The 23,566-nt window shown below is 72.4% G+C and carries 1 protein-coding gene, 1 pseudogene and 1 CRISPR repeat array (1 of these 3 running past the window's edge); the gene and the pseudogene both read right to left on the reverse strand.

Annotated features, from left to right (window positions below; genetic code table 11):
• A CRISPR array of direct repeats spans positions 1-58; the repeat unit is 25 nt; unit sequence AACCTGTCCGACTGTCCGACAGGTT; it begins 216 nt to the left of the window's first position.
• Between the two features lie 82 nt (positions 59-140).
• A pseudogene (locus tag D7W82_RS42580) lies at positions 141-18,986 on the reverse strand (amino acid adenylation domain-containing protein); the annotation flags it as partial.
• Between the two features lie 189 nt (positions 18,987-19,175).
• The coding region (locus D7W82_RS22180; RefSeq protein WP_147439460.1) for a non-ribosomal peptide synthetase at positions 19,176-23,566 on the reverse strand (4,391 nt) is incomplete at its 5' end.

Genomic DNA, 23,566 nt, shown 5'->3' on the forward strand with positions numbered 1-23,566 from the left:
GTGCCCCCCGACTCCGGGGACGCGGTCTCCGCGAACCTGTCCGACTGTCCGACAGGTTTTGCGTCCAGCCGTACCAGGTGGGGCACCTCTGGGTGCCACGCTTCTTGCAGAGCCTGGGTGGTCACCAGCACGCTCGCGCCACAATCCTTGAGGACGAACGACTTGCGAGCCGCAGGCGCCGCCGGGTCCAGGGGCACGTAGGCGCCGCCGGCCTTGAGCACCGCCAGCATCGCGACGACGATCTCCGCCGACCTTTCCAGGCACAGCGCCACCGTCACCTCGGGGCCCACGCCCAACGACCGCAGGTGCCACGCGAGCTGGTTGGCCCGCGCGTTGAGCTGCCGGAGGGACAGCGTCGTCCCTCCGGACACCACGGCGTCCGCGTCCGGCGTCTCGGCGGCCTGCCGTTCGAAGCTCGCGTGCAGGGTGGCTTCGCGCTCGAAGTCCATGGCGCCGCCGGTCCCGGTGCGCAGCAACCATTCCCGGTCCCCGGCGGACAGCAGCGATACGTCCTCGATCCGGGCGTCCGGCTGGAGCAGTCCCTCCAACGCCTGCCGCCACTGGCCCAGCACCCGCCGCACGGCGTCCGCGTCGAAGCGGCCCGCGTCGTAGGCCAGGTTCAGCTGGAGCTCCTCGCGCGGCACCACCGTGGCCGACAGCGGGTAGTTCGTGCTGTCGCCGAACTCCAGGTCGCGTAGGTCCATCGCGGTGAAGCGGCGCAACACCGACGCGTCGAACGGGTAGTTCTCGAAGACGAACAGCGACTGGAAGAGCGGCTGTCCTCGGGGGATGTCGCTCCAGCCGTGCGTCGAGACCAGCGGCGCGTACTGGTGCTGCTGGATGCCCAGCAGCTTCGCCTGAAGCGACTGGAGCCACGGCAGCACCGGCTCGCCGTCAGCGGGCAGCGTGATGCGCACCGGCTGCGTGGTGATGAGCAGGCCCAGCATGGCGTCCGCGCCCGGCAGCTCCGGCGGACGGCCGGAGAGCGTGGTGCCGAAGAGCACGTCGCGCGTGTCCGCGTGGCGCGCCAGCACCAGCGCCCAGGCCGCCTGCGTCAGCGTGTTGAGCGTGAGCTGATGCCGCCTCGCGAAGGCCTCCAGCGCGGTGGTGACGGGCGCCGGCAGCGTCACCTTCACGTCGGGCCGCTTCTCGGACGTGGTGGGCCGCACCAGGGACGCAGGCCTCGCCGAGGGCAGGGGCGTGGGCGCCGTCAGGCCCGCGAGCTGTTCTCTCCAGAAGCGTTCGTCCTCCACCGCGTCGCGGCGGTCCAGCCACGCGATGTAGTCGCGGAACGGAGGCCGGCCCGCGGGCGGCGGCGCCGTCCCGGCGTGCACGGCGTCGTAGAGCGCGAAGACCTCCTGGAAGAACAGGCCCATGCTCCAGCCGTCCATCAGCAGGTGGTGGTGGCTCCAGAGGAAGCGCCACCGCGCGTCTCCCAGACGCACCACCGTCATCCTCGACAGCGGCGCCCGCGACACGTCGAAGCCGCGTGCACGGTCCTCCGCCGTGAGCTTCGCCAGCGCGGCCGGATGCTCCGCCTCCGGCAGGTGGCGCCAGTCGTGGACGATGAACGGCAGCGTGGCGTGCGAGTGCACCACCTGGAGCGGCGACTCCAGGCCCTCCCACACGAACGCGGTGCGCAGGATGGGGTTGCGGTCCACGGCCGACTGCCACGTCCGCTGGAGCAGCGCGATGTCCACGTCCGAGTGGCTCGACCAACCGGCCTGCTCGAAGTAGTAGGCCGCCTCCGGCGTATTCAGGGCGTGGAAGAGCATGCCCTCCTGGAGCGGGGACAACGGGAACAGGTCCTCCACCGTGGGGCCCTGCGCCGCGAGCACCGCGTCCAGCGCGGCCTGGGACAGGCGGGCCAGCGGGAAGTCCCCGGGCGTGCGCCGCCGCGCGTCCTCCGAATGGCGCTGGGCGATGAGCTCGCGCAGCACTCCGAGGAAGCGCTCCGCCAGCGCGCGCACCGTCGCCTCGTGGTGCTGCTGGTGGCTGTAGCCGAACGTCATCCGCAGCCGGCCCTGGAACACCGAACCGTCCACGGCCAGCGCGTGCGGCTGTACGGCCCGAGGCTCCACGATGGGCCCCACCGGCTCGTCGCTCATGGTGAAGAGCGTGCTGGCGGCGGCCGTGCCGTCCAGCTGGCCCAGGTAGTTGAACGCCACCTGCGCCCGGGGCAGCGCGGCCAGCCGGGCCCGCGTCTCCGGGGGCCCCAGGTGGCGCAGCAGGTTGAAGCCGATACCGCGGCCGGGCCACGCCTTCAGCGAGTCCCTCACCGCGCGCAGGCCGTCACCCAGAGAGCCGCTCGACGGCAGCCGCAACAGGGCCGGCGCCACGGACGTGAACCAGCCCACGGTGCGCGACACGTCCACGTCCGAGAACAGCTCCTCGCGGCCGTGGCCCTCCAGGTCGATGAGGACGTCCGGCTTCCCCGTCCATTCGCCCAGCGTCCGCCCGAGCGCGGTCAGGAGCACGTCGTCGATGCGCGCCCGCCAACCGGTGGGCGTCTCCTGGAGCAGTTGCCGCGTCTCCTCCGCGTCCAGCTCCACCGCGACGCTGCTTCGGGACGCGTACGTGTACGGCCCCGGACCCTCCACGGGCAGCGGGGCCACGTCGCCGCGCAGCGCTTCCTGCCAGAAGGCCTCCTGCGCGCCCAGTTCGTCAGACAGGGCGTGCTTCTGGAGCCGCCGAGCCCAGGACAGGAACGACGTCGTCTTCGCGGGCAGCACCGGGGCGCGGGCGGACTGGAGCTGGAGGTACGCCGTCTCCAGGTCCTCCACCAGGATGCGCCACGACACCGCGTCCACCACCAGGTGGTGGATGATGAGCAGCAGGCGCTGCGGCTCACCGGCACCGAAGTGGAACAGCGCCACGCGCACCAGCGGCGGTGTCGCCAGGGCGAAGTCCGCCTGGAGACGCGCGGCCTCCCGCTCCATCGCCGCGGGCCGGGCCTCCGGAGGCAGCATGGACAGGTCCACCTGGAGGAGCACGGGGGGCGCCTCCACGGGCGCCATGCCTTCCTGGCGCCACGTGCCGTCCTCGGCGTGGACGTAGCGCAGGCGCAGGGCGTCGTGGTGGGTGACGAGCGCCTGGATCGCCCGCTGCAACAGATCGTGCCTCAGCGGCTGACGGGTCTTGAGCAGCAGGGCGTGGTTGAAGTGGTGCGGGTACGTCGGCTCCCGCTCGAACAGGTCCACCTGGATGGGCGTGAGGGGCACGTCGCCCACCACCGGTCCCTGCTCCGCGAGGGTCGCCTCACCGTCGCGAGCCACGGCCGCCAGCGCGCCCAGGGTGGGGTGCTGGAAGAGGTCCTTCACCTGCAACCGCACCCCGGCCTGCCGCGCCCGGGCCACCACCTGGAGGCTGATGATGGAGTCGCCGCCCAGCGCGAAGAAGTTGTCGTCCAGGCCCACGCGATCCACGCGCAGCACCTGCGCCAGCACCTGCGCCAGCGCCTGCTCCCGCCGCGTGCGCGGCGCGACGTACTCGCGGCGCGAATCGCGTTGGCCCTTCGGCGCGGGCAGCGCCTTGCGGTCCACCTTGTCCTGCGCCGTCAGCGGCAGCGAATCCAGCGGGACGAACACCGACGGCAGCATGTAGTCCGGCACCCACTGGCGCATGAACTCGCGCAGGACCTCCGGCTCCGGGACGGACGCGGGGACGACGTAGGCCACGAGCCGCTTGTCTCCGGGCGCGTCCTCGCGCACCACGGCCACGGCCTCGCGCACGTCTGGATGCGCGGACAGGGCGGCCTCCACCTCCGCCAGCTCGACGCGGAAGCCGCGCACCTTCACCTGGTGGTCGGTGCGGCCCAGGAAGTCCAGCACCCCGTCCGGCCGCCAGCGCGCCAGGTCGCCCGTGCGGTAGAGGCGCTCACCGGGTGACGAGGCGAAGGGGTGGGGGACGAAGCGCTCCGCGGTGAGGTCCGGCCGCGAGATGTAGCCGCGCGCCAGGCCCTCGCCGCCAATGAACAGCTCACCCGGGACACCCGGGGGCACCGGCTGCCCGTGCGCGTCCAGGACGTACAGCTCCGTGCACGTGATGGGCCGGCCCAGGGGCACGGGGGTCTCCACGCGCGCGGGGTCCGACATCTCGTGCACGGAGGCGATCACCGTCGCCTCGGTGGGGCCGTAGCAGGCCAGGAACGTGAGGCCCGGATGCGCCTCCAGCACCTTGCGCGAGTGCACGGGCGGGATGACGTCGCCGCCGGAGATGAGCCTGCGCACGCCGCGCAGCGCCTCCGGCTTCAGGTCCACCACCTGCGTGAAGAGGCCCGCCGTGAGCATCATCGACGTGACGCCGTGACGCTGGATGACCTGCGCCAGCACCTCCAGGTCCGACGGCGACGTGGGCGGGAACACCACCAGCCGCCCGCCGTTGAGCAGCGGCCCCCAGATCTCCAGCGTCGCCGGATCGAACGAGATGGGCGCGACGTGGAGGAACGTCTCGCCCGCGCTCATGTCCACGAAGGCCGGGTGGTGCAACAGGCGCATCACCGCGCGGTGCTCCACCGCGACGCCCTTGGGGCGCCCGGTGCTGCCGGAGGTGAAGTCCACGTACGCCAGGTGGCGCGAACGCACTCCCGAAATCACGGGCGCCGTGCGCAGGTCCGCGGCGCCGAGCTCCTCCACGAAGACGGACTCAACCCCTTGCGGCAGGGGCACCGCCTCACGCATCGCCCGCGTGGTGAGCACCCACTTCGCGGGCGCGTCCTCCAGCATCGCGGCCAGGCGCGGCGCCGGGTAGGTCGGGTCGAGCGGCACGTACGCGCCGCCCGCCTTGAGGATGGCGAGCAGGGAGACGATGAGCTCCAGGGAGCGCTCCAGGCACACCGCCACCAGGACGTCCGGACCCACGCCACGCTCACGCAGCAGGTGCGCCCACTGGTTCGTGCGCGCGTCCAGCTGCGCATACGTCAGGTGCGCGTCCCCGAACTCCACCGCCACCGCGTCCGGCCGCCGCGCGACCTGACGGGCGAAGAGGTCCGGCAGGACGGCCTCGCGCGGGATGTCCCGGGAGGTGTCGTTCCACGAGCGCAGCACCTGCTGGCGCTCCGCCTCAGCCATGAGGGGCAGCAGGGCGACGGGCGTCTGGGGATGGGCCACCACCTCGCGCGCCAGGGTCACCATGTGCCCGGCCAGGCGCTCCAGGGTGGACGCGTCGAAGAGGGCGGTGGCGTACTCCAGGCTGCAGCTGAAACCGGCGCGGCCCTCCACCACCTCCATGCCCAGGTCGAACTTGGACGTGCCGGTCGGCACCTCCACCTGGGTCAGCTCCAGCCCCGCCGGACGCGCCTTGCCCTCCGGCGTGTTCACCAGGTTGATGCTCGCCTGGAACAGCGGGGTGCGGCTCAGGTCGCGCGGCAGCGCCATGGCGTCCAGCACGCGCTCGAACGGAGCGTCCTGGTGCGCGAAGGCCTCCAGGGCCTGGGTGCGCACGCGGCCCAGCAGCTCCACGAAGGACGGCATGCCGGACAGCCGCGAGCGGAAGGGCAGGGTGTTGATGAAGCACCCCATCAGCATTTCAAGCTCCGGACGCGTGCGGCCCGCGATGGGCGTGCCCACCACGAAGTCCTCCTGCCCGGAGTAGCGCGACAGCACCGTCTGGAAGAGCGCCATCAGCACCATGAACGTCGTGGCGCCGTGCTTGCGGCCCAGCGCGAGCATCGGCGCGGACACCTCCGACGGCAGCAGGAAGGTGTACCGAGCGCCCGCGTAGGACATCACCGCCGGACGAGGCCGATCCGTGGGCAGCTCCAGCGGAGGCGCGCCGGCCAGGTGGTCCTTCCACCAGGCCACCTGCTTCTCCATCTCGCCGCCTTCCAGCCACGCGCGCTGCCACACGGCGTAGTCCGCGTACTGCACCGGCAGCTCCGGCAGCGGCGACGGCTGGCCCGCGCGGAACGCGGTGTAGTTCACCGTCAGCTCATGCGCGATGACCATGGTGCACCACGCGTCGGACACCGCGTGGTGGAAGGTGACGAACAGCACGTGCTCCCGGTCGCCCAGGCGCAGCAGCGCCCCGCGCACGACTTCCTTCTCCAGGTCGAAGGGCTGGCGCACGGCCTCCTGGCAGAAGCGGTGCATCGCCGCTTCCCGAGCCTCCGGCGTGTCGCCGGGCGCGTCCCAGTGCTGGAGCTCCAGACCGCGAGGCGGGTGGATGACCTGCACCGCATGGTCGCCCTCCAGGGAGTACGTGGTGCGCAGCACCTCGTGGCGGACCACCATCATGTCCAGCGCGGCCTGGAGCGCGGCCCGGTCCAGCTCGCCCGTGAGCCGGAAGATGGCCGGGTTGTTGTACGCGCTGCTCGTGGGCTCCATCTGCTGGAGGTACCAGAGGCGCTGCTGCGCGAAGGACAGGGGCAGCGGCTGATCCCGGCTCACGCGCGGGATGGGCGGCGGGCCCATGTTCACCACCGCCGGAGCGGCGGGCGCCACCGGACGCGGCGCTTCCACGACAGCGGGACGCGCCACGGGCGGAGGGGGGAGCCGCGACGGCGAGGCCACCGGCTCCAGCCGGCCGTCCCCGCGCATGCGGGCATGGCGGCCGGTGCGGTACAGCCGCGCCGCGGCCTCTCGGGGGTGCGGCACCAGGCGGCGGTGCTCTTCATCGCCCGCGCGCCACAGCGCGGAGGGGAGCCCCGCGCCCGCGAGGGCCAGTTCGCCCACCACGCCCGCGGGCACGGGCTGACCGGCCGCGTCCAGCACCCAGGCCTGGAGGTTCGCGGGGATGCGTTCTCCCAGCGTGCGCGGCAGCAGCGCGCCTTCCTGGGCATCACCGGACAGCCACACCTCCACGCCCGCCGCACGGTGCAGCGCCGAGCCCAGCTCCACCGACGCACCCTCCAACACCAGCGCGCCCACTCGGGACAGGGACTCACGCGCTCCGGGGAGTTCGCTGAGAGAACGCGCCAGCCGCGCTGACGTGTGCAGCAGCACCGCGCCGGACTGGCGTGCCAGCTCCAGCAGGCCCTCCACTCCCGCCTCGGCCTCCACCAGCACCTGCTCCTGGCGGGCGGCGGCCTCCGCGTCCATGCGCTCGCGCACCACGGCCAGCCGGCGCAGGCCCTCCAGCACCACCGGCGTGTCCAGGCCGAAGTCGATGAGCGCCGCCACCTCGTCCACGTCCGCCGCGCGCACGTCGCGCAGCCGCCGCAGCGCGCTGTCCACCGTGCCCAGCAGGCCGGTGTTCTTCGCGTGGTTCTCGAACGTGCGCTCCAGCACCGCGTTGATGTCGTCCGGCGACAGCTTCTGGACGTCGGTGATGCCCTGCGCCTGGAGCAGCGACGTGCTGATGTCCACGGAGCTTCGGAAGTAGCCGAGCAGCGGCTGGCGCACCGTGCGCAGCACCTCCTGTTCGTCGTCGCCCAGGTACGTGTGCAGCATGCAGGTGATGTGGCCGCGGCCCGGGTGCCCGTTGCGGCGCCACGCGTCGCGGTACAGCGCCACCTTCTGCTTCAGCTCCTCCAGCGAGTGCGACAGCAGGCCCGTGAGCACGCCCGCGCCCAGCTCGCCCGCCATTCGGAACGTCTCGGGGTTGCCCGTGGCGGTGAGCCACACCGGCAGCTCCTTCTGCACCGGCTTCGGGCGCAGACCGACCTCGGCCGTGCTGCCAGCGCCCGCGGGACGCTTGAAGCGCTCGCCGCGCCACAGCGCGCGCAGCGTGGACAGCTTCTCCAGCAGGATGTCGCGGCGCTTCTCGTAGTTGGCCGGCGCGAAGGTGAAGTCCTGCGTGTGCCAGCCCGTGGCCACGGACAGGCCCACGCGGCCCTGGGACAGGTTGTCCACCACGGACCACTGCTCCGCGATGAGCAGCGGATCATGCAGCGGCAACACCACGCTTCCGGAGCGCAGGCGCAGGTGCTTCGTGACGGTGGCCAGGCCCGCGGCCACCACGGCCGGCTGCGGGTACAGACCGCCGAACGAATGGAAGTGCCGCTCCGGGGTCCACACCGCGGAGAAGCCGTTCGCGTCCGCGAACTTCGCGCCCTCCAGCAGCAGCTCGTACTTGGGGCCCTGGAGCGTGTCCTCGTCGTTGGCGAAGTAGATGAGGCTCAGGTCCATCGCCTTCGCGCGGGGGCCGCCATCGCCCAGGCTCACCAGCCTCGCGGTGATGCGCTCCGGCGGGAACACCACGCGCAGCCCGCGCGTGAGCGCCCACAGGGCCTCCAGCTCCGGACGGTCGGAGGACGGCTCGCTCGCGGCCAGCCATGCCCCACCGTCCGGGGGCGACAGGCGCGTGTCCAGGCCGGAGAAGAACTCCGCCAGCTCCCGGTGGCCCAGGGCCCATGCGGGCTGGCCCCGGCCCGTGGGCAGCAGCCACGCGAGGGCGTGAGGTTCCACGTGCGCGGCGGGGACGGAGGCCTCGGTCGCGGCTGGCACGTCCTCCACGTAGACGACGCGTGATGCATCCACGCGCACGGAGGCCACCAGCGCGCGCGTGGTGACGAGCACCGGCGCCGGGGCGCCTTCGGGCGCGTACACGGGCAGGTGGCTCAGGTCGGACGGGCCCAGGGCGACGCATGCGCCGCCCGCGCCCAGCACGCCCCACAGCGCGGCCAGCTTCTCCGGCGACGTGCGCAGGCACACGGCCACCGGGGTTCCGGCCTTCACTCCGAGGGCCTTCAACTTCGCGGCCAGGGCATCCGCGCGGGCGCCCAGCTCCGCCCAGCTCCAGTGTGTCTCTCCCTGGGACAGGGCAGTGGCATCCGCGTGGCGCGCGCGCCGCGCCGCGAGTGCGGTGGGGACAGGGACCAGCCCCGGCGTAGCGCGAGGCGTGGGCCAGGCGCGGCGCTCGTCATCCGTGGCGAGCGGCAGGTGCGCCACCTGCGTGTCGGGGTTCGCGAGCGCGGCGCCAAGCAGCACCTGGAAGTGCTCCATGAGCCGCGCCGTGGTGGCGGCGTCGAACAGGTCGGACGCGTACTCCAGCGCGCCGTGGACGCGGGTGAGGGACTCGAAGAGGACCAGGGTGAGCGCGCTCAGGGTGGAGCCCCACTGCACGGGCGTGCCCGGCACCTCCACCAACGTGGCGCGCAGGCCGATGAGCTCCAGCGTCTCCGACGAGCTCGCGCCCGTGTGGTAGACGAACACGGAGTCCGTCATGCGCCCCCGGCCGATGTCATGGCCCGGGATGAGCGCTTCCACGAGGTACTCGAAGGGCACGTCCGGGCGCGTCTGCGCGTCCGCGACCTCGCCTCGCACCTGGGCCAGCAGCTCGCGGAACGTGAGGCCTTCGGTGAAACGCGTCCGGAACGCCTCCGAGTGCGCCACGTAGCCGATGAGCGGCATCAGCTCCGGACGGGTGCGGTTGGCGATGGGCGTGCCGACGACGATGTCCGTCTGGCCGCTGTAGCGGTGCAGCAGCGTCTGCCACGCGGCGAGCACCGTCATGTAGCCGGTGAAGCCCTCGCGGCGGTTGAAGGCCACCAGCTCGTGGGCGAGCGCGGGCGGGAAGTCCAGCGTCATGCGCTGGGAGGAGATGCGGGGCTCGTTGGAGCGGGGCCTGTCGGTGGGCAGGTCCAGCTTGCGCGGCATGCCGGCCAGCCGCTGCCGCCAGCCCTGGTCCTGTTCGGCCAGGCGGCCGCTCGTGATGCCACGGCGCTGCCATGCGCCGAAGTCCGCGTACTGGAGGGTCAGCGGCTTGAGCGGAGACGGCTTGCCCTGGATGAAGGCGTCGTAGAGCTGGCCCAGCTCCTGGACGAGCAGGGCGATGGACATCGTGTCGCTGATGATGTGGTGGATGCTGGCGATCAGCAGGTGCAGCTTCGTGTCCAGACGGACCAGGGTGGTGCGCAGCACGGGGCCGCGGACCAGGTCGAACGGCTTCGCGGCGTCCTCGCGGGCGAGGCGCAGCGCCTCCGGTTCGCGCGTCTCCAGCGGGCCGCGCAGCTCCACGCGCGTGAGGGGCACGTGCATGCGCGGGTGGAAGCGCTGCACGGGGCGTCCGTCCACGGTGTCGTAGGTCGTGCGCAGCGCTTCGTGGCGCTGGACGATCTCCTGGATGCCGCGCTCCATCACGTCCGCGTCCAGGTCGCCTTCGAGCCGGAGGACGAACGGGAGGTTGTACGCGGACAGGCCGGGCAGGTGCTGCTCCAGGCGCCAGACGCGCTCCTGCACGAAGGACAGCGGCAGCTCGCTACCGTCGCGAGGCAGCGGCATCAGCGGAAGCTCCGTGGAGGCGGGGGCCTGGGGCGCCTGGAGCAGCAGGGGCTCCAGGCGCTCCGCGATGCCCGCGACGGTGGGCGCTTCGAAGAGGGCGGCCAGTGGCAGGTTCACGCCAAAGGCCTCACGGAGCTGGTTGAGCAGCTGCGCGGCCGTCAGCGAGTTGCCACCGAGTTCGAGGAAGTCGTCATGGCGGCCCACGAACTCCAGGCCCAGACGGTCGCGCCACTGCGCTGCCACGCGCTCCTCGATGTCGCCACGAGGCGCGTCCTCACGGCCGGGAGGGGGAGGGGCGGTGGGCGCGGGTTCCACGTCCGTGGGCACGGCAGACCCGTGCGAGGACGCCGTAGCCTCCGGAAGCATCACGCGCATAGGAGCCCCGGCGGCCGTCGCGGACGCTGCCTGCGGGACGACTGGATCCGTCGTCGCGCCCTGAGGAGCACCGACCGGATCCGTCATCGCGGACGCGCCTTGAGGAGCGGCAAGCAAAGCCGTTCCCGCGGACGCGGCTTGAGGACCCCGGACCGACGCCGTGGCCGTCATCGCGGACACGGACTGAGGAGCGCGGATTGATGCCGTGACCAGGGCCAGGTCGGAAGTCACGTCAGGCGTATGCCCAGCGGGCGCGGCTGGAGCCCAGGTTTCGGGGGCACGCTCAGCGGGCGCGGCCTGAGTCGGCGGCGTCCGGACGGAGTTCCCCGTGGGCGGCGCGAACGGAGACGTCGTGGCGCGTGTCCTCGGCTGCACCCAGACCGACTTGGTCTGGAACGCGTACGTGGGCAGGTGCAACCGCAGGCGCTGCTCGTGCGCGTAGAACGCGCTCCAGTCCACGGCCACGCCCGCGGTCCACAGCTCGCCCACGGCCTGGAGCCAGCCCAGCTGCTCCGTCGTCTTCCCGCCCACCCGCAGTGACGCCAGCGCCTGGACGGAGGAACCGCCGCCCTCGGGCCGGGCCAGGTTCGCGCGCACCAGCGGCGTCACGTCCTGTCCCGGCCCCACCTCCAGCAGCACCGTGCAGCCTTCCGCCTGGAGCGCCTCCACCGCGCGGGTGAAGAGCACCGGCTGGCGCATCTGCTCCGTCCAGTAGTCCGGCACCGCGAGCTGCCCCGGACCGACCCGCGCCCCCGTGAGGCTGGACACGTACAGCACCGCCGGCTCCGACCAGCGCAGCGTGCCCACCACACGCGCCAGCTCCGGCATCAACGGCTCCACGTCCGCGGAGTGGAACGCGTGCGGCGCGGGCATGCGCACCGCCCCGGCCTTCAGGCCCTTCAGCGCGGCCTCCAGCCGCTCCACTTCCTCCACCGGCCCGGACACCACGCAGCGGTCCGGCGCGTTCACCGCCGCCACCGACAGCCGGCCCGACAGCAACGACTGCACACGCTCCACGGGCAGGGCCACCGCGAGCATCGCGCCCGGCGGCATGCGGTGCATCAGCTCCCCGCGAGCCACCGCGAGGCGCATCGCGTCCTCCAGGGACAGCGCCCCCGAGACGCACGCCGCCGCGTACTCACCGAAGCTGTGTCCCATCACCGCGGACGGAGTAACGCCCAGGTCCCGCCACATCCGAGCCAGCGCCACCTGGACGCTGAACAACGCGGGCAGCGCCACGCGCGTGTCCGCGAGGTCCGCCGAGGCATCGGCCTCGGGAGCCAGCACGGCCGACACCCGCGCACGCAGCGGCGCGTCCAGCAGCGCGAGGCACGCGTCCAGGTGCGCGCGGAACAGGGGCGACGCCTCCGCAAGCTCACGCCCCATGGCCAGCCGCTGCGACCCCTGCCCGGAGAACACGAACGCCACGCGCGGCGCCTTGCCCGGACGCTTCACCGGCGTCACCGGCTTCTGGAGCTGACGCGACAGCTCCTCCGCGTCCTTCACCACCACCGCGCGGCGGTACTCGAACGCCTTGCGCCCCACGGCGTGCGTGAACGCCAGATCCGCCAGCGCCGAGTCTCCGACGCCCTTCGCCTCCAACCGCCGCGCCGCCGCCTCCAGCGCCTCCGGCGAGCGCGCGGACAGCACGACGAGCTGGTGGGAACGCGTGGTGGAACCACTCTGCCGCATGGGTGCTTCCTCGAGGATGGCGTGGGCATTGGTGCCACCAATGCCGAAGGAGCTGACCGCGGCGAAGCGAGGCGTCTCGCTCCGGGGCCACGACCGCAAGGTGGTGTTGACGAAGAACGGACCCGCGTCGAAGTCGATCTGCGGGTTGGGCTTCTCGAAGTGGAGGCTGGGAGGAATCTCCCCGTGGTGCAGCGACAGCGCGGCCTTCATCAGCCCCGCCAGCCCCGCGGCCGTGTCCAGGTGGCCCACGTTCGTCTTCAGCGACGCCAGCGCGATGCTTCCCCGGTGCTCGGCACCCAGGCCGTACGCGCGAGTCAGCGCCGCCACTTCAATCGGATCCCCGAGCGGCGTCGCGGTGCCATGGGCCTCCACGTAGCCCACGGCCTCCGGTGCCACGCCCGCATTGGCCAGGGCCTGGGACACCACCGCCGCCTGTCCCTGCACGCTCGGCGCGGTGAACCCGGACTTGTTCTTGCCGTCGTTGTTCAGCGCCGAGCCCCGGATGACGGCGTAGATGGCGTCGCCATCCCGAACCGCGTCCTCCAGCCGCTTGAGCACCACCGCGCCCACGCCGTTCCCGGGCAGCGTGCCCTGGGCCTGAGCGTCGAACGCGCGGCAGTGCCCATCCGGGGAGAAGATGAGCCCCTCCTGCGCCACGTAGCCCGTGCGCTGCGGCAGCGACAGCCGCGAAGCCCCCGCGAGCGCCACGTCGGACTGGCCCGTCCGCAGGCTCTGACAGGCCAGGTGCACGGCCACGAGCCCCGTGGAGCACGCGGTGTAGAGCAGCGTGCTCTCACCCGTGAGCCCCAGCTTGAAGGACGCCTTCGTCGGCAGGCTCTCGTGCGTGCCGGTGCCGTTCAGCTCGAAGAAGGACGCCGCATCCAACGGCATCGCCTGCCGCACGGCCTCCGCGTATCCGGAGGCCGCGGCGCCCGCGTACAACGAAATGGCGCCGGGGTAGCGATCCGGATTGACGCCCGCGTCCTCCAGCGCGGCCCACGCCGTCTGGAGGAAGAGCCGCTGCTGCGGATCCGTGAACTGCGCCTCGCGCAGCGACATGTCGAAGAACGCGTGGTCGAACCCCTCCACGTCCTCCAGGACACCGGCGGCCGGAACGAAGGCCGGGTGGTACCAGAGCTCGAACCCCTCCGGCAGGGAGGGCAGGTGCTCCAGCTCCTCGGGTGAGAAGCGCGTGATGGACTCCACGCCCTCGCGCAGGTTCCGCCAGAACGCCTCCACCGTCCCCGCGCCAGGGAAGCGGCCCGCCATGCCGATGATGGCGATGGAGCCGGACGCGCCCGGCTTCGACGCCTCGCGCGGGCGGTGCCCCGGCGCGGTGGGCGACGGCGCGGGCGCGCCCTGCGACTCGTGCTCCAGCCGCTGCGCGAGCGACTCCACCGTGGGGTGCTCGAACAACCACACCACGGGCACGTCGCGGCCCAGCGTCTCCTTCAGGCGCGAGGCGAGCCGCATCACGGACAGCGACGTGCCACCCAGGTCGTTGAACAGGTGGTCCTGCGTGCCCACCCGGTCGGCCCCCAGCTCGCGGGCCCACGTGGAGGCGATCTGCTCTTCCAGCGGATGGGACGGCGCCACGTAGCGCTCGCGCCGGCCGGTGGCCTCGGAGTCCGGGGCGGGCAGGGCCTTGCGGTCCACCTTGCCGCTGGGGTTCAGGGGCAGGGTGGGGAGCGCCACGAACAGCGACGGCACCATGTAGTCGGGGAGCTTGCGGCGCAGGGCGTCCCGCAGCCGCGAGGGCTCCAGCACCTGCCCCGGGCGCGGCATCGCGTAGGCGACGAGCCGCTTGTCGCCGGGCACGTCCTCGCGCACCACGGCCGCGGCCTCGTGCACTTCGGGCAGCTCGCGCAGGGCGGCTTCCACTTCCGGAAGCTCGATGCGGAAGCCGCGCACCTTCACCTGGTGGTCCGTGCGGCCCAGGAAGTCCAGCGTCCCATCCGCGCGCCAGCGGACCCGGTCGCCCGTGCGGTACAGCCGTGCGCCTGGCTTCGCGCCGTACGCATCCGGCACGAAGCGCTCCGCCGTCAGGTCCGGCCGCGACACGTAGCCCCGGACCACGCCATCACCGCCGAGGAACAGCTCCCCCGGCACGCCCACCGGCACCGGCTGGAGCCGCGCGTCCAGCACGTACGCCGTGGTGTTCGCGAGCGGCGCGCCGATGGGCACCGACGCGCCCGCCTGCTCCGGCCGCTCCACCGTGAAGAACGAGGCGGCCACGGAGCATTCACTGGGGCCGTAGGCGTTGATGACGGGCCGGCCCAGGGACTCCACCGCGCGGCGCACATGCGGGGCGGAGATGACGTCGCCCGCCACGTGCACTTCGCGCAGCCGTCCGAGGATGTCCGGCCGGTGCTCCACCAGCTGCGAGAAGAGCCCCGACGGCAGGTGGGCGAAGCCGACCCCGTGGCGCTCCACCACGCGCGCGAGCGTGTCCATGTCTCCGGCGGGGACCTTGCCGGGGAAGATGACCAGCCGGCCGCCGTGCAGCAGCATCGTCCACAGCTCCATCACGGAGCCGTCGAAGGACAGCGGCGCGAAGAGCATGCCCGTCTCGCGCTGACCGACGCGCGAGTAGGGCTCGGCGTGCACGAGGCGCAGCACGCCGCGCTGCTCGGAGGCCACGCCCTTGGGACGGCCGGAGCTGCCGGAGGTGAAGATGACGTAGGCCAGGTTGCGAGGCCCCACGGTGATCTCCGGCGCGGTGACGGGCTGAGCATCGAGCGCCAGCGCGTCCACGAAGAAGCAGGACAGGGCCGCGTCGGGCACGTTCAGCCGCTCACGCAGCGCGCGCGTGGTGAGCAGCATCCGGGGCCGGGCGTCCTCCATCATGAACGCCAGCCGCCGCGCGGGGTACGACGCGTCCAGCGGGACATAGGCGCCGCCCGCCTTGAGGATGGCGAGCACCGTGACGACGAACTCCACGGAGCGCTCCATGCACACCGCCACCGGCACGTCCGGGCCCACGCCCCGGGCCTGGAGGAAGTGCGCGAGCGGATTGGCCCGCGCCTCCAGCTGCGCGTACGTCAGGCGGAGGTCCCCGTCCTCCACGGCGATGGCATCCGGAGTCCGGGCGACCTGGAGCGCGAACTGCTCGGGGAGGGTCCCGCCGGAGGGGTAGTCGCGCGCCGTGTCGTTCCACGCGGTGAGCACCTGGTGGCGCTCGTCAGGGGTCAGCCACGGCAGCTCGTGGATGGACGTCTCAGGGGCCGCGATGGCGGCCTCCAGCAGCACGCGGAAGTGGCCGGCCAGCCGCTCCACGGTGGCCGCGTCGAACAGCTCCGTGGCGTACTCCAGCCAGCCTTCGAAGCCCTGGGAGGACTCCGCGAGCGACAGCGTGAGGTCGAACATGGACGTGCCGGTGTGCACGTCCAGGAGCCGGGACTGGAGCCCCTGCAGGACGGGCGCGTCCACGCGGGCGCCCTGGAGGTTGAACATCACCTGGAACAGCGGCGTGTGCCCCAGCTCGCGAGGGGGCTTGAGTGCCTCCACGACTCGCTCGAAGGGCACGTCCTGGTGCGCGTACGCGCCCAGCGCCGTCTCCCGCACGCGGCCCAGGAGCTCCCGGAACGAAGGGGCACCGGACAGTCGCGTGCGCAGGACCAGCGAGTTGACGAAGAGGCCGACGAGCCCCTGGAACTCCGCGCGCTGACGGCCCGCGATGGCCGTGCCCACGCTGATGTCCTCCTGGCCCGCGCGGCGGGCGAGCACGGTCTGGAAGGCCGCGAGCAGGACCATGAACGGCGTGACGCCTTCACGCTCCGCCAATGTCCGGACGGAGCTCGCGAGCCCCGCGTCCAGCACCACCGGGACCCGAGCGCCCGAGGACCCACGCCGCGAGGGACGCGGCCGATCCGTGGCCAGCTCCAGCAGCTGCGGAGCACCCGCGAGCTGCGTCCGCCAGTAGTCCAGCCGCGACTCCAGCGCGGCGCCGTCCAGCGCGTCCCGCTGCCAGTCGGCGGCGTCGGCGTAATCCAGGGGCAGGGCGGGCAGGGGCGAGGGGCGGCCCTCGCGCAGCGCTGAGTAGAGGGCGGAGACCTCGCGCACCAGCACCGCCATGGACGTGGCGTCCGACACGGCATGGTGCATGACGAGCACCAGCACCTGGGTCCGCGCATCCAGCGTGAGGAGCGTGGCGCGCACCAGCGGTCCGCGCTCCAGGTCGAACGGTCGGCGGGCCTCTTCGTGAGCCAGGCGAAGTGCTTCGGCCTCGCGAGCGTTGGCGGGCAGGGACTCCAGTGACACGCGCGCCAGCGGCAGGGACGCGTCCGCCGCGATGACCTGCCGGGGTTGCCCCGGGGCCTCGCGGAACGAGGTCCGCAGTCCTTCATGCCGGGCCGCGAGGGCCACGAGGCTCCCCTCCAGCGCGGCCACATCCAGCGCGCCCTCCAGGCGAACGGCGGCGGGCAGGTTGTAGGACACGTCGCCGGGGGCGTACCGGGACAGGAAGAACAACCGGGCCTGCGACGAGGACGCCTCGCGGTCGCCGCCCACGCTCCTGCGGTGGGGCGCGGGGCCCGCTGAGTCACCGAGGGAGGCCAGCCTGTGCGCCAGGGACGTGATGCTCGGGCCCTGGAGCAACCACTCCATGGGCACCGTCAGCCCGGTGCCCGTGCCCACTTCATGCGCCAGTTCCACGGCGCCCAGCGAGTCCAGTCCGTAGCGAGTCACCGGAGCATCAACGTCGATGTCCTCACGGAGCATGCGCACGTGCCGGGCCACGACGTCACGCAGCCAGGCGACCAGTGCCTCCGAGTCCGGCTTCGCGGGCAGGGCCACGGAGGCACGCACCACGGAACCGGATGACGACTCGTGTGCTCCAGAACGCGCGCCAGGAGCGGACGCGCTGACGGCTCCGCTCGCATGACTCGCCAACGGCGCGGATGCGCCGAAGCCCGACGCGGAGATGGGCTCGGCCCCGGCCGCACCCGAGGCGGATGAAGCGGGGAGGGGAGCTTCGGACGACGAACCCGCGCCACGCGGCGGCTCCGCCCGCCACGCCGTCACCACCTGCAACGTCCCCGCGACGAAGGCCGCACGGCACGCGTGCCGCTGCACCTTGCCACTGGACGTCTTCGGCAGACTCCCCGGCTCGATGAGCACCACCGCGTGCGCCTGCACCTCGTGCGACTCCGCCAACCTCTGACGGATGGTGCCCACCGCCGCGTCCGCCGCCGCCAGCTGCTCACGCAGTCCGCCCAGCCGCCGCACGTCGATTTCCTGCACGACCACCGCGCGCTCCTCGCCCCCCACCTCCACCGAGAACACCGCGCCGCCCCCGGGCCTCAGCGCCGGGTGCGCTCCCTCCACCGTCGCCTCCAGGTCCTGCGGGTAGTGGTTGCGCCCGCGCAGGATGAGGAGGTCCTTGCGCCGCCCCGTGACGTACAGCTCCCCCTCCGGCCTCAGGAAACCCAAGTCTCCGGTGCGCAGGTACGGCCCGCCGTCCTCACGCGCGATGCGCGCATGGAACGTCTCGCGCGTCGCCTCCTCTCGGCCCCAGTACCCCTGGGCCACGCTCGGCCCCGTCACCCAGACTTCGCCCACCTCACCCGGCCCACGCCGCTCCAGCGTCTCCGGGTCCACGATGGCGATTCGCTGCTCCGCCAGCGTCTGGCCGCACCCCACCAGCGTCCTCCCCCCAGGCTCCGCCGCGCCCACTTCCTCCGCGCGGTGCCGCTCCAACGCCTCTCCTGAAATCGTCACCGACACCGGCGGCGCCGACTTCTCCCCTCCGGTGACAATCAGCGTCCCTTCCGCCAGCCCGTAGCACGGGTAGAAGGCCTCTCGCCGGAAGCCGCTCGGGCCGAACGCCTCCACGAAGCGCTCCAGCGTCTCCGGCCGAATCGGCTCCGCGCCGCAGAACGCCACCTCCCACCGGCTCAAGTCCAACGCACGCCGCTGCTCCGGCGTGCTCTTCCTCACGCACAAGTCGAACGCGAAGTTCGGCCCGCCGCTGATGGTGCCTCCGAAGCGCGACACCGCCTCCAGCCACGCCATGGGCCTCTTGAGGAACGACATCGGCGACATCAACGTCACCGGGAAGCCTCCGTACAACGGCTCCAGGATGCCCCCGATGAGTCCCATGTCGTGGTACGGCGGCAGCCAGATGACGCCCACGCTGTCCGCTCGCGCGCCGAACGCACCGTGGATGAGCGACAGGTTGTGCAGCAGATTCCCGTGCGTGAGCATCACGCCCTTCGGCGTGCCCGTGCTCCCGGACGTGTACTGAAGGAACGCGAGCGACTCCCCGCCCAAACCCTCCGGCGCCACCCAGTCCCGCTCTCCGCCCTCCGGCAACTCATCCGTCGCCATCCAGTGCAGCGCGCGGAAGTCCGGCGCCTGCTCGAAGACGAAGTCCGACAGCCCCAAGATGCCCGACGTGGTGAGCACCACTGACGCCCTCGCGTCCTGGATGATGGCCCGCAGGCGGGGCAGGGTGCGCTCCAGCCGCATCGGGTCCGGCGGATACGCGGGCACCGCCACCGCTCCCGCGTAGAGGCAGCCGAAGAAGCCCGCGATGTAGTCCAGCCCTGGCGGATACAGCAGCAGCACGCGCTCGCCTTGCGCGCCTCGCTCACGCAGCGCCGCGGCGATCCGTCGCGCTCGCACGTCCAGGTCGAACGCGCTCCAGACGGTCTCTTCACCGTCGGCATCCCCCAGGAACGTGTAGAGCGGCGCGTGGGCGGACGGCCCTTGGACCAGCTTCAGCAGGACGCCAGGAAGGGTTCGCGAGAAGTCGTGCACGGGGAGCCATCCATGTGTCGAAAAACAGCCGACACTTCATAGCAGCCCGGGTGCTCGATTCCTCGGCACTCCTGGTGACGAAGCCCTGCGGGTTCGTGACGCCAGCCCACTCGGGGAGCAGGGACTCGGCACGCACTCACGGACCCCGCCCCCTCGACGGAGGGAGCGGGGTTCTGCGTGGCACCTGCGTTACTTCTTGCCCGCGTCGCGGAGCGCCTTCATCAGCAACTCCGCGACGGACTGCACCACCGGCTCGCGCAGCAGCGTGTAGTGGGTGCCCGGCAGGCGGTGCGACTCCAGCCGGTCGCCCACGAGCGCCGTCCAGCCGCCGTCTCCCGTGCCCGTGTCATCGACGAGCTCCTCCGCCTGGATGCGCACCACGCGCTGAACCATCGCGGGCGGGTGGTAGCGCCGGGCCGCTTCGAGGTTCGCCTCGAAGACCTGGAACAGGGCCGTGGCATCCACCCCGGACGGCATCGCTCCGGACCGGGCCGCGGACTCCAGCACCTTCGCGAGCGCCGCTTCAGGCTCCAGCGTCGCCAGCTCCGCCGTGTCCACGTCCAGCTCCGCCAGCGACACGCCCATCAGGTCCTGCGCGAACAGGCCCACCGCCAGCGTGCGGTCCAGGTCCGGCTCCGAGTCCGGCACCGTCTGGGGTACGTACGAGTCGATCATCGCCACCAGCGCCACCGCTTCACCTGCTTCGCGGAGCTGGTGCGCCATCTCGTAGGCGATGACGCCGCCCAGGGACCACCCGCCCAGGTGATACGGGCCGTGGGGCTGGACGCCTCGCACCCCCCGCACGTAGCTGGCCGCCAGGGCCTCCACGGTGTCCAGCGGCTGATCCGTACCGTCGAGGCCTCGGGCCTGGAGGCCGTAGAAGGGCTGATCCGGTCCCAGCCTCCGCGCGAGCTCCACGTAGGCCAGCACGTTGCCTCCCACCGGGTGCACGCAGAAGAACGGCGGCGCGCTGCCCGTGCCTTCCTTCGTGAAGGGCACCAGCGGGGTGAAGGGCTTCGGCTCGGCCTCACCCAGCAGGACCGCGAACCGCTCCACGCTGGGGGCCTGGAAGAGCGCCGACAGCGGGAGCTTCCGGCCCGTCTCCCGGTGCACCGCCGCCATCAGCCGCACCGCCAGCAGCGAGTGCCCGCCCAGCTCGAAGAAGCTGGTGCGCACGTCCACGGTGGACACGCCCAGCGCCTCCGCCCAGAGCGCCGCGATCCGCGCCTCGGCTTCGTTCCTGGGGCCCACGTGGGTCTCGGTGCTCACGGGTCCGTCCACGGGGACGGGCAGCGCCTTGCGGTCCACCTTGCCGTTGGGCGTCAGCGGCAGGACGGGCAGGGCGACGTAGGCCGCCGGCACCATGTACTCCGGCAACGAGCGCTGCAGGTGTCCCCGCAGCGTCGCGGTGTCCACCTCCGGCGTCACGTACGCCACCAGGCGCGGGAGTCCGGGGGCGTCCTCGCGCAGCAACACCGTCGCGTCGCGGACGCCCGGAGACGCACGCAGCGCGGCTTCGATCTCCCCCAGCTCGATGCGGTAGCCGCGCAGCTTCACCTGGAAGTCGACCCGGCCCAGGTACTCCAGGGTGCCATCCTGCATCCACCGGACCCGGTCGCCCGTGCGGTACATCCGCGCCCCGGGCTCCGTGCTGAACGGGTGGGGGATGAAGCGCTCCGCCGTGAGGTCCGGCCGGTTGCGGTAGCCGCGCGCCAGGCCCTCGCCCGCGATGTAGAGCTCGCCCGGGACGCCCACGGAGACGGGGTTCAGGTTCGCATCCAGGACGTACACGTCCAGGTTCAACAACGGGCGCCCGATGACGGGCGTGGGCATGGGGCTGCCCTGGATGGCGGCGAGGGTCGCGTTCACGGTGACCTCGGTCGGACCGTAGGCGTTGAAGGCCCAGGTCCGCTCCGTCGCCGCGAGCGTGCGCCACGTCACCTCGTCCATCGCCTCACCGCCGATGGAGCAGAGCGCCGGCACGTGCTCGCGCTCCAGGAGGCCCGCCTCCAGCAACAGCTGGTACTGCGACGGCGTGGTGTCCAGCACGTCGATGCGGTGCTGCGCCACCCACGCGAGCATCGCCTCCGGATCCCGCCGCACGGCCTCCGGGACGAGGAACAAGCAGTGGCCGTCCAGCATCAGCGACAGCTGCTGCACCGACGCGTCGAAGAAGTAGGGCGCGTTGACGCTGGCCCGCAGCGGCCGGGACGACGCCCGGTCGAAGCAGGCCTCGTTCATCGCGCGCCGCAGGTGCGCCAGCGAGCGGTGCTGGATCATCACGCCCTTGGGCGTACCCGTGGAGCCCGACGTGTAGATGACGTAGGCCAGATGCTCCGGCCGCACGCCCGAACGCGGGTTGCCCGGCGAGGACGACTCGATGCGCCGCGCGTCCGCGTCCAGCCGCACCACGTGCCGCGCCGGAGGCTGCCATGACTCCACCTGCGGCTGGGTGGTCAGCAGCACGGCCGCGCCGCTGTTCTCCAGGATGAAGGACTTGCGCGCATCAGGGGCCGCGGGGTCGAGCGGCACGTAGGCGCCGCCCGCCTTGAGGATGCCCAGGATGGCGACGATGGCCTCTGGCGAGCGCGCCAGGCAGAAGGCCACCGGCACGTCCGGGCCCACGCCCAGCGAGCGGAGGTAATGCGCCAGCTGGTTCGCGCGCACGTTGAGCTGGTGGAAGGACACCGTCGTGTCGCCCATCACCACGGCGGGTGCCTTGGGCGTGCGCGTCACCTGTTGCTCGAAGCGCGCGTGGAAGGGCACGTCGGCTTCGAAGGGAGCCGTCTCGCCGCTCCACTCCTCCAGCACCCACTGGCGCTCCTCCGCCGTCAGCAGGGGCAGGCTGTCCACCTTCGCGTCCGGCCGGGCGACGGCGGCTTCCAGCAGCTGGAGGAAGTGCTCCGAGAGCCGGCGGGCCGTGGCGGGTTCGAAGAGGTCCGTGGCGTAGGAGAGGACGCCCTCGAAGCCCCGCTCCGTGCGGGCCAGCGTCAGGTCCAGGTCGAACTTCGTCGAGGCCAGGTCCACCTCCACCGGGCGCAGCGTCAACTCCGGCAGGCGCACCTCCGCGTCCGGCATGTTCTGGAGCGTGAAGAGGGCCTGGATGAGCGGCGTGCGTGACAGGTCGCGCGCGGGCTGCACAGCCTCCACCAGCCGCTCGAAGGGGAGGTCCTGGTGTTCGTATGCGCCCAGCGTGGTGGCGCGCACCTGCGCGAGCAGCTTCCGGAACGACGGCCGACCGTCGAACCGCGCGCGCAGCACCAGCGTGTTCACGAAGAAGCCGATGAGGCCCTCCGTCTCCGCGTGGCGCCGGCCCGCGATGGACGTGCCCACCAGCAGGTCCTCCTGACCGGAGTACCGGTGCAGCAGCGTCTGGAAGGCCGCGAGCAACAGCATGAAGGGCGTGGCCCCTTCGCGCTGGGCCAGGGCTTCCACCGCCTCGGTCAACGGCTGCGACAGGCGCACCGGGAACGTCGCGCCCCGGGCGGAACGCTGGGGCGGACGCGGCTTGTCGGTGGGCAGGGCCAGGGCCTGCGGGGCTCCGGCCAGCTGCTGCGTCCACCACGCAAGCTGCGAGTCCAGCACTTCGCCCTGAAGCCAGCCGCGCTGCCACACGGCGAAGTCCGGGTACTGCACCGGCAACGGAGCCAGCGGCGAGGGCTGGCCCTGCCGGAAGGCCTCGTAGAGCGCGGTGACTTCGCGCACCAGGATGCTCATGGACCAGCCGTCGCCGATGGCGTGGTGCATGCACAGGAGCAGCACGTGCTTCTCTTCGCCCAGCTTCAGGAGCGTGAGGCGCGCCAGCGGCCCCGTGGCGAGGTCGAAGGGCTTCAGCGCGTCCTCGCTCGCGAACCGCACCGCCTCTGTCTCACGGGTGTCGTCAGGCAGGCCCGTCAGATCCACCACCGACAGGACTCCGGTGGGGGCAGGGTGCACGTGCTGGCGGGGCTCACCGTCGTGCGCTTCGAAGGTGGTGCGCAGCGCTTCGTGGCGTTCCACCAGCGCGTCGAAGGCCTGCTGGAGCGCGGGCACGTCCACCGCGCCGGACAGCCACAGCGCCGTGGGCATGTTGTAGAGCGCGCTGCCCGGGTCGAGCTGATCGATGAACCACAGCCGCTGCTGCGCGAACGACAGCGGGTGCGGACCAGGGCTCGTCGCGGGCCGCAGCGGCGGAAGGGTGTTGGCCTCCGGTGCATCCGGCAGCCGCTGGGCGAGCGCCGCCACGGTGGGGGACTCGAACAACGCGCGGACGCCCACGTCCACGCCGAAGCGGGCTCGGATGCGGGACACCAGCTGTGTGGCCAGGATGGAGTGGCCGCCCAGTTCGAAGAAGTGGTCGTTGCGGCCCACGACGGGCACGTTCAACAGCTCCTCCCACAGCGAGGCCAGGGCCACCTCCGCGGGGGTCGCTGGGGCCTCGTACGAGCGCGCGGCGCGCCACTGTGCTTCCGGCGAGGGCAGCGCCTTGCGGTCCACCTTGCCGTTGGGCGTCAGCGGCAGGGCGGGCAGGGTGACGAAGGCGGACGGCACCATGTACTCCGGCAGGTGCCGGCGCAGGTGCTCGCGCAGTCCTTCCGTGT

The sequence above is a fragment of the Corallococcus sp. CA049B genome, from assembly GCF_003611685.1.
In the GTDB taxonomy this organism is placed as follows: Bacteria; Myxococcota; Myxococcia; order Myxococcales; family Myxococcaceae; genus Corallococcus; species Corallococcus coralloides.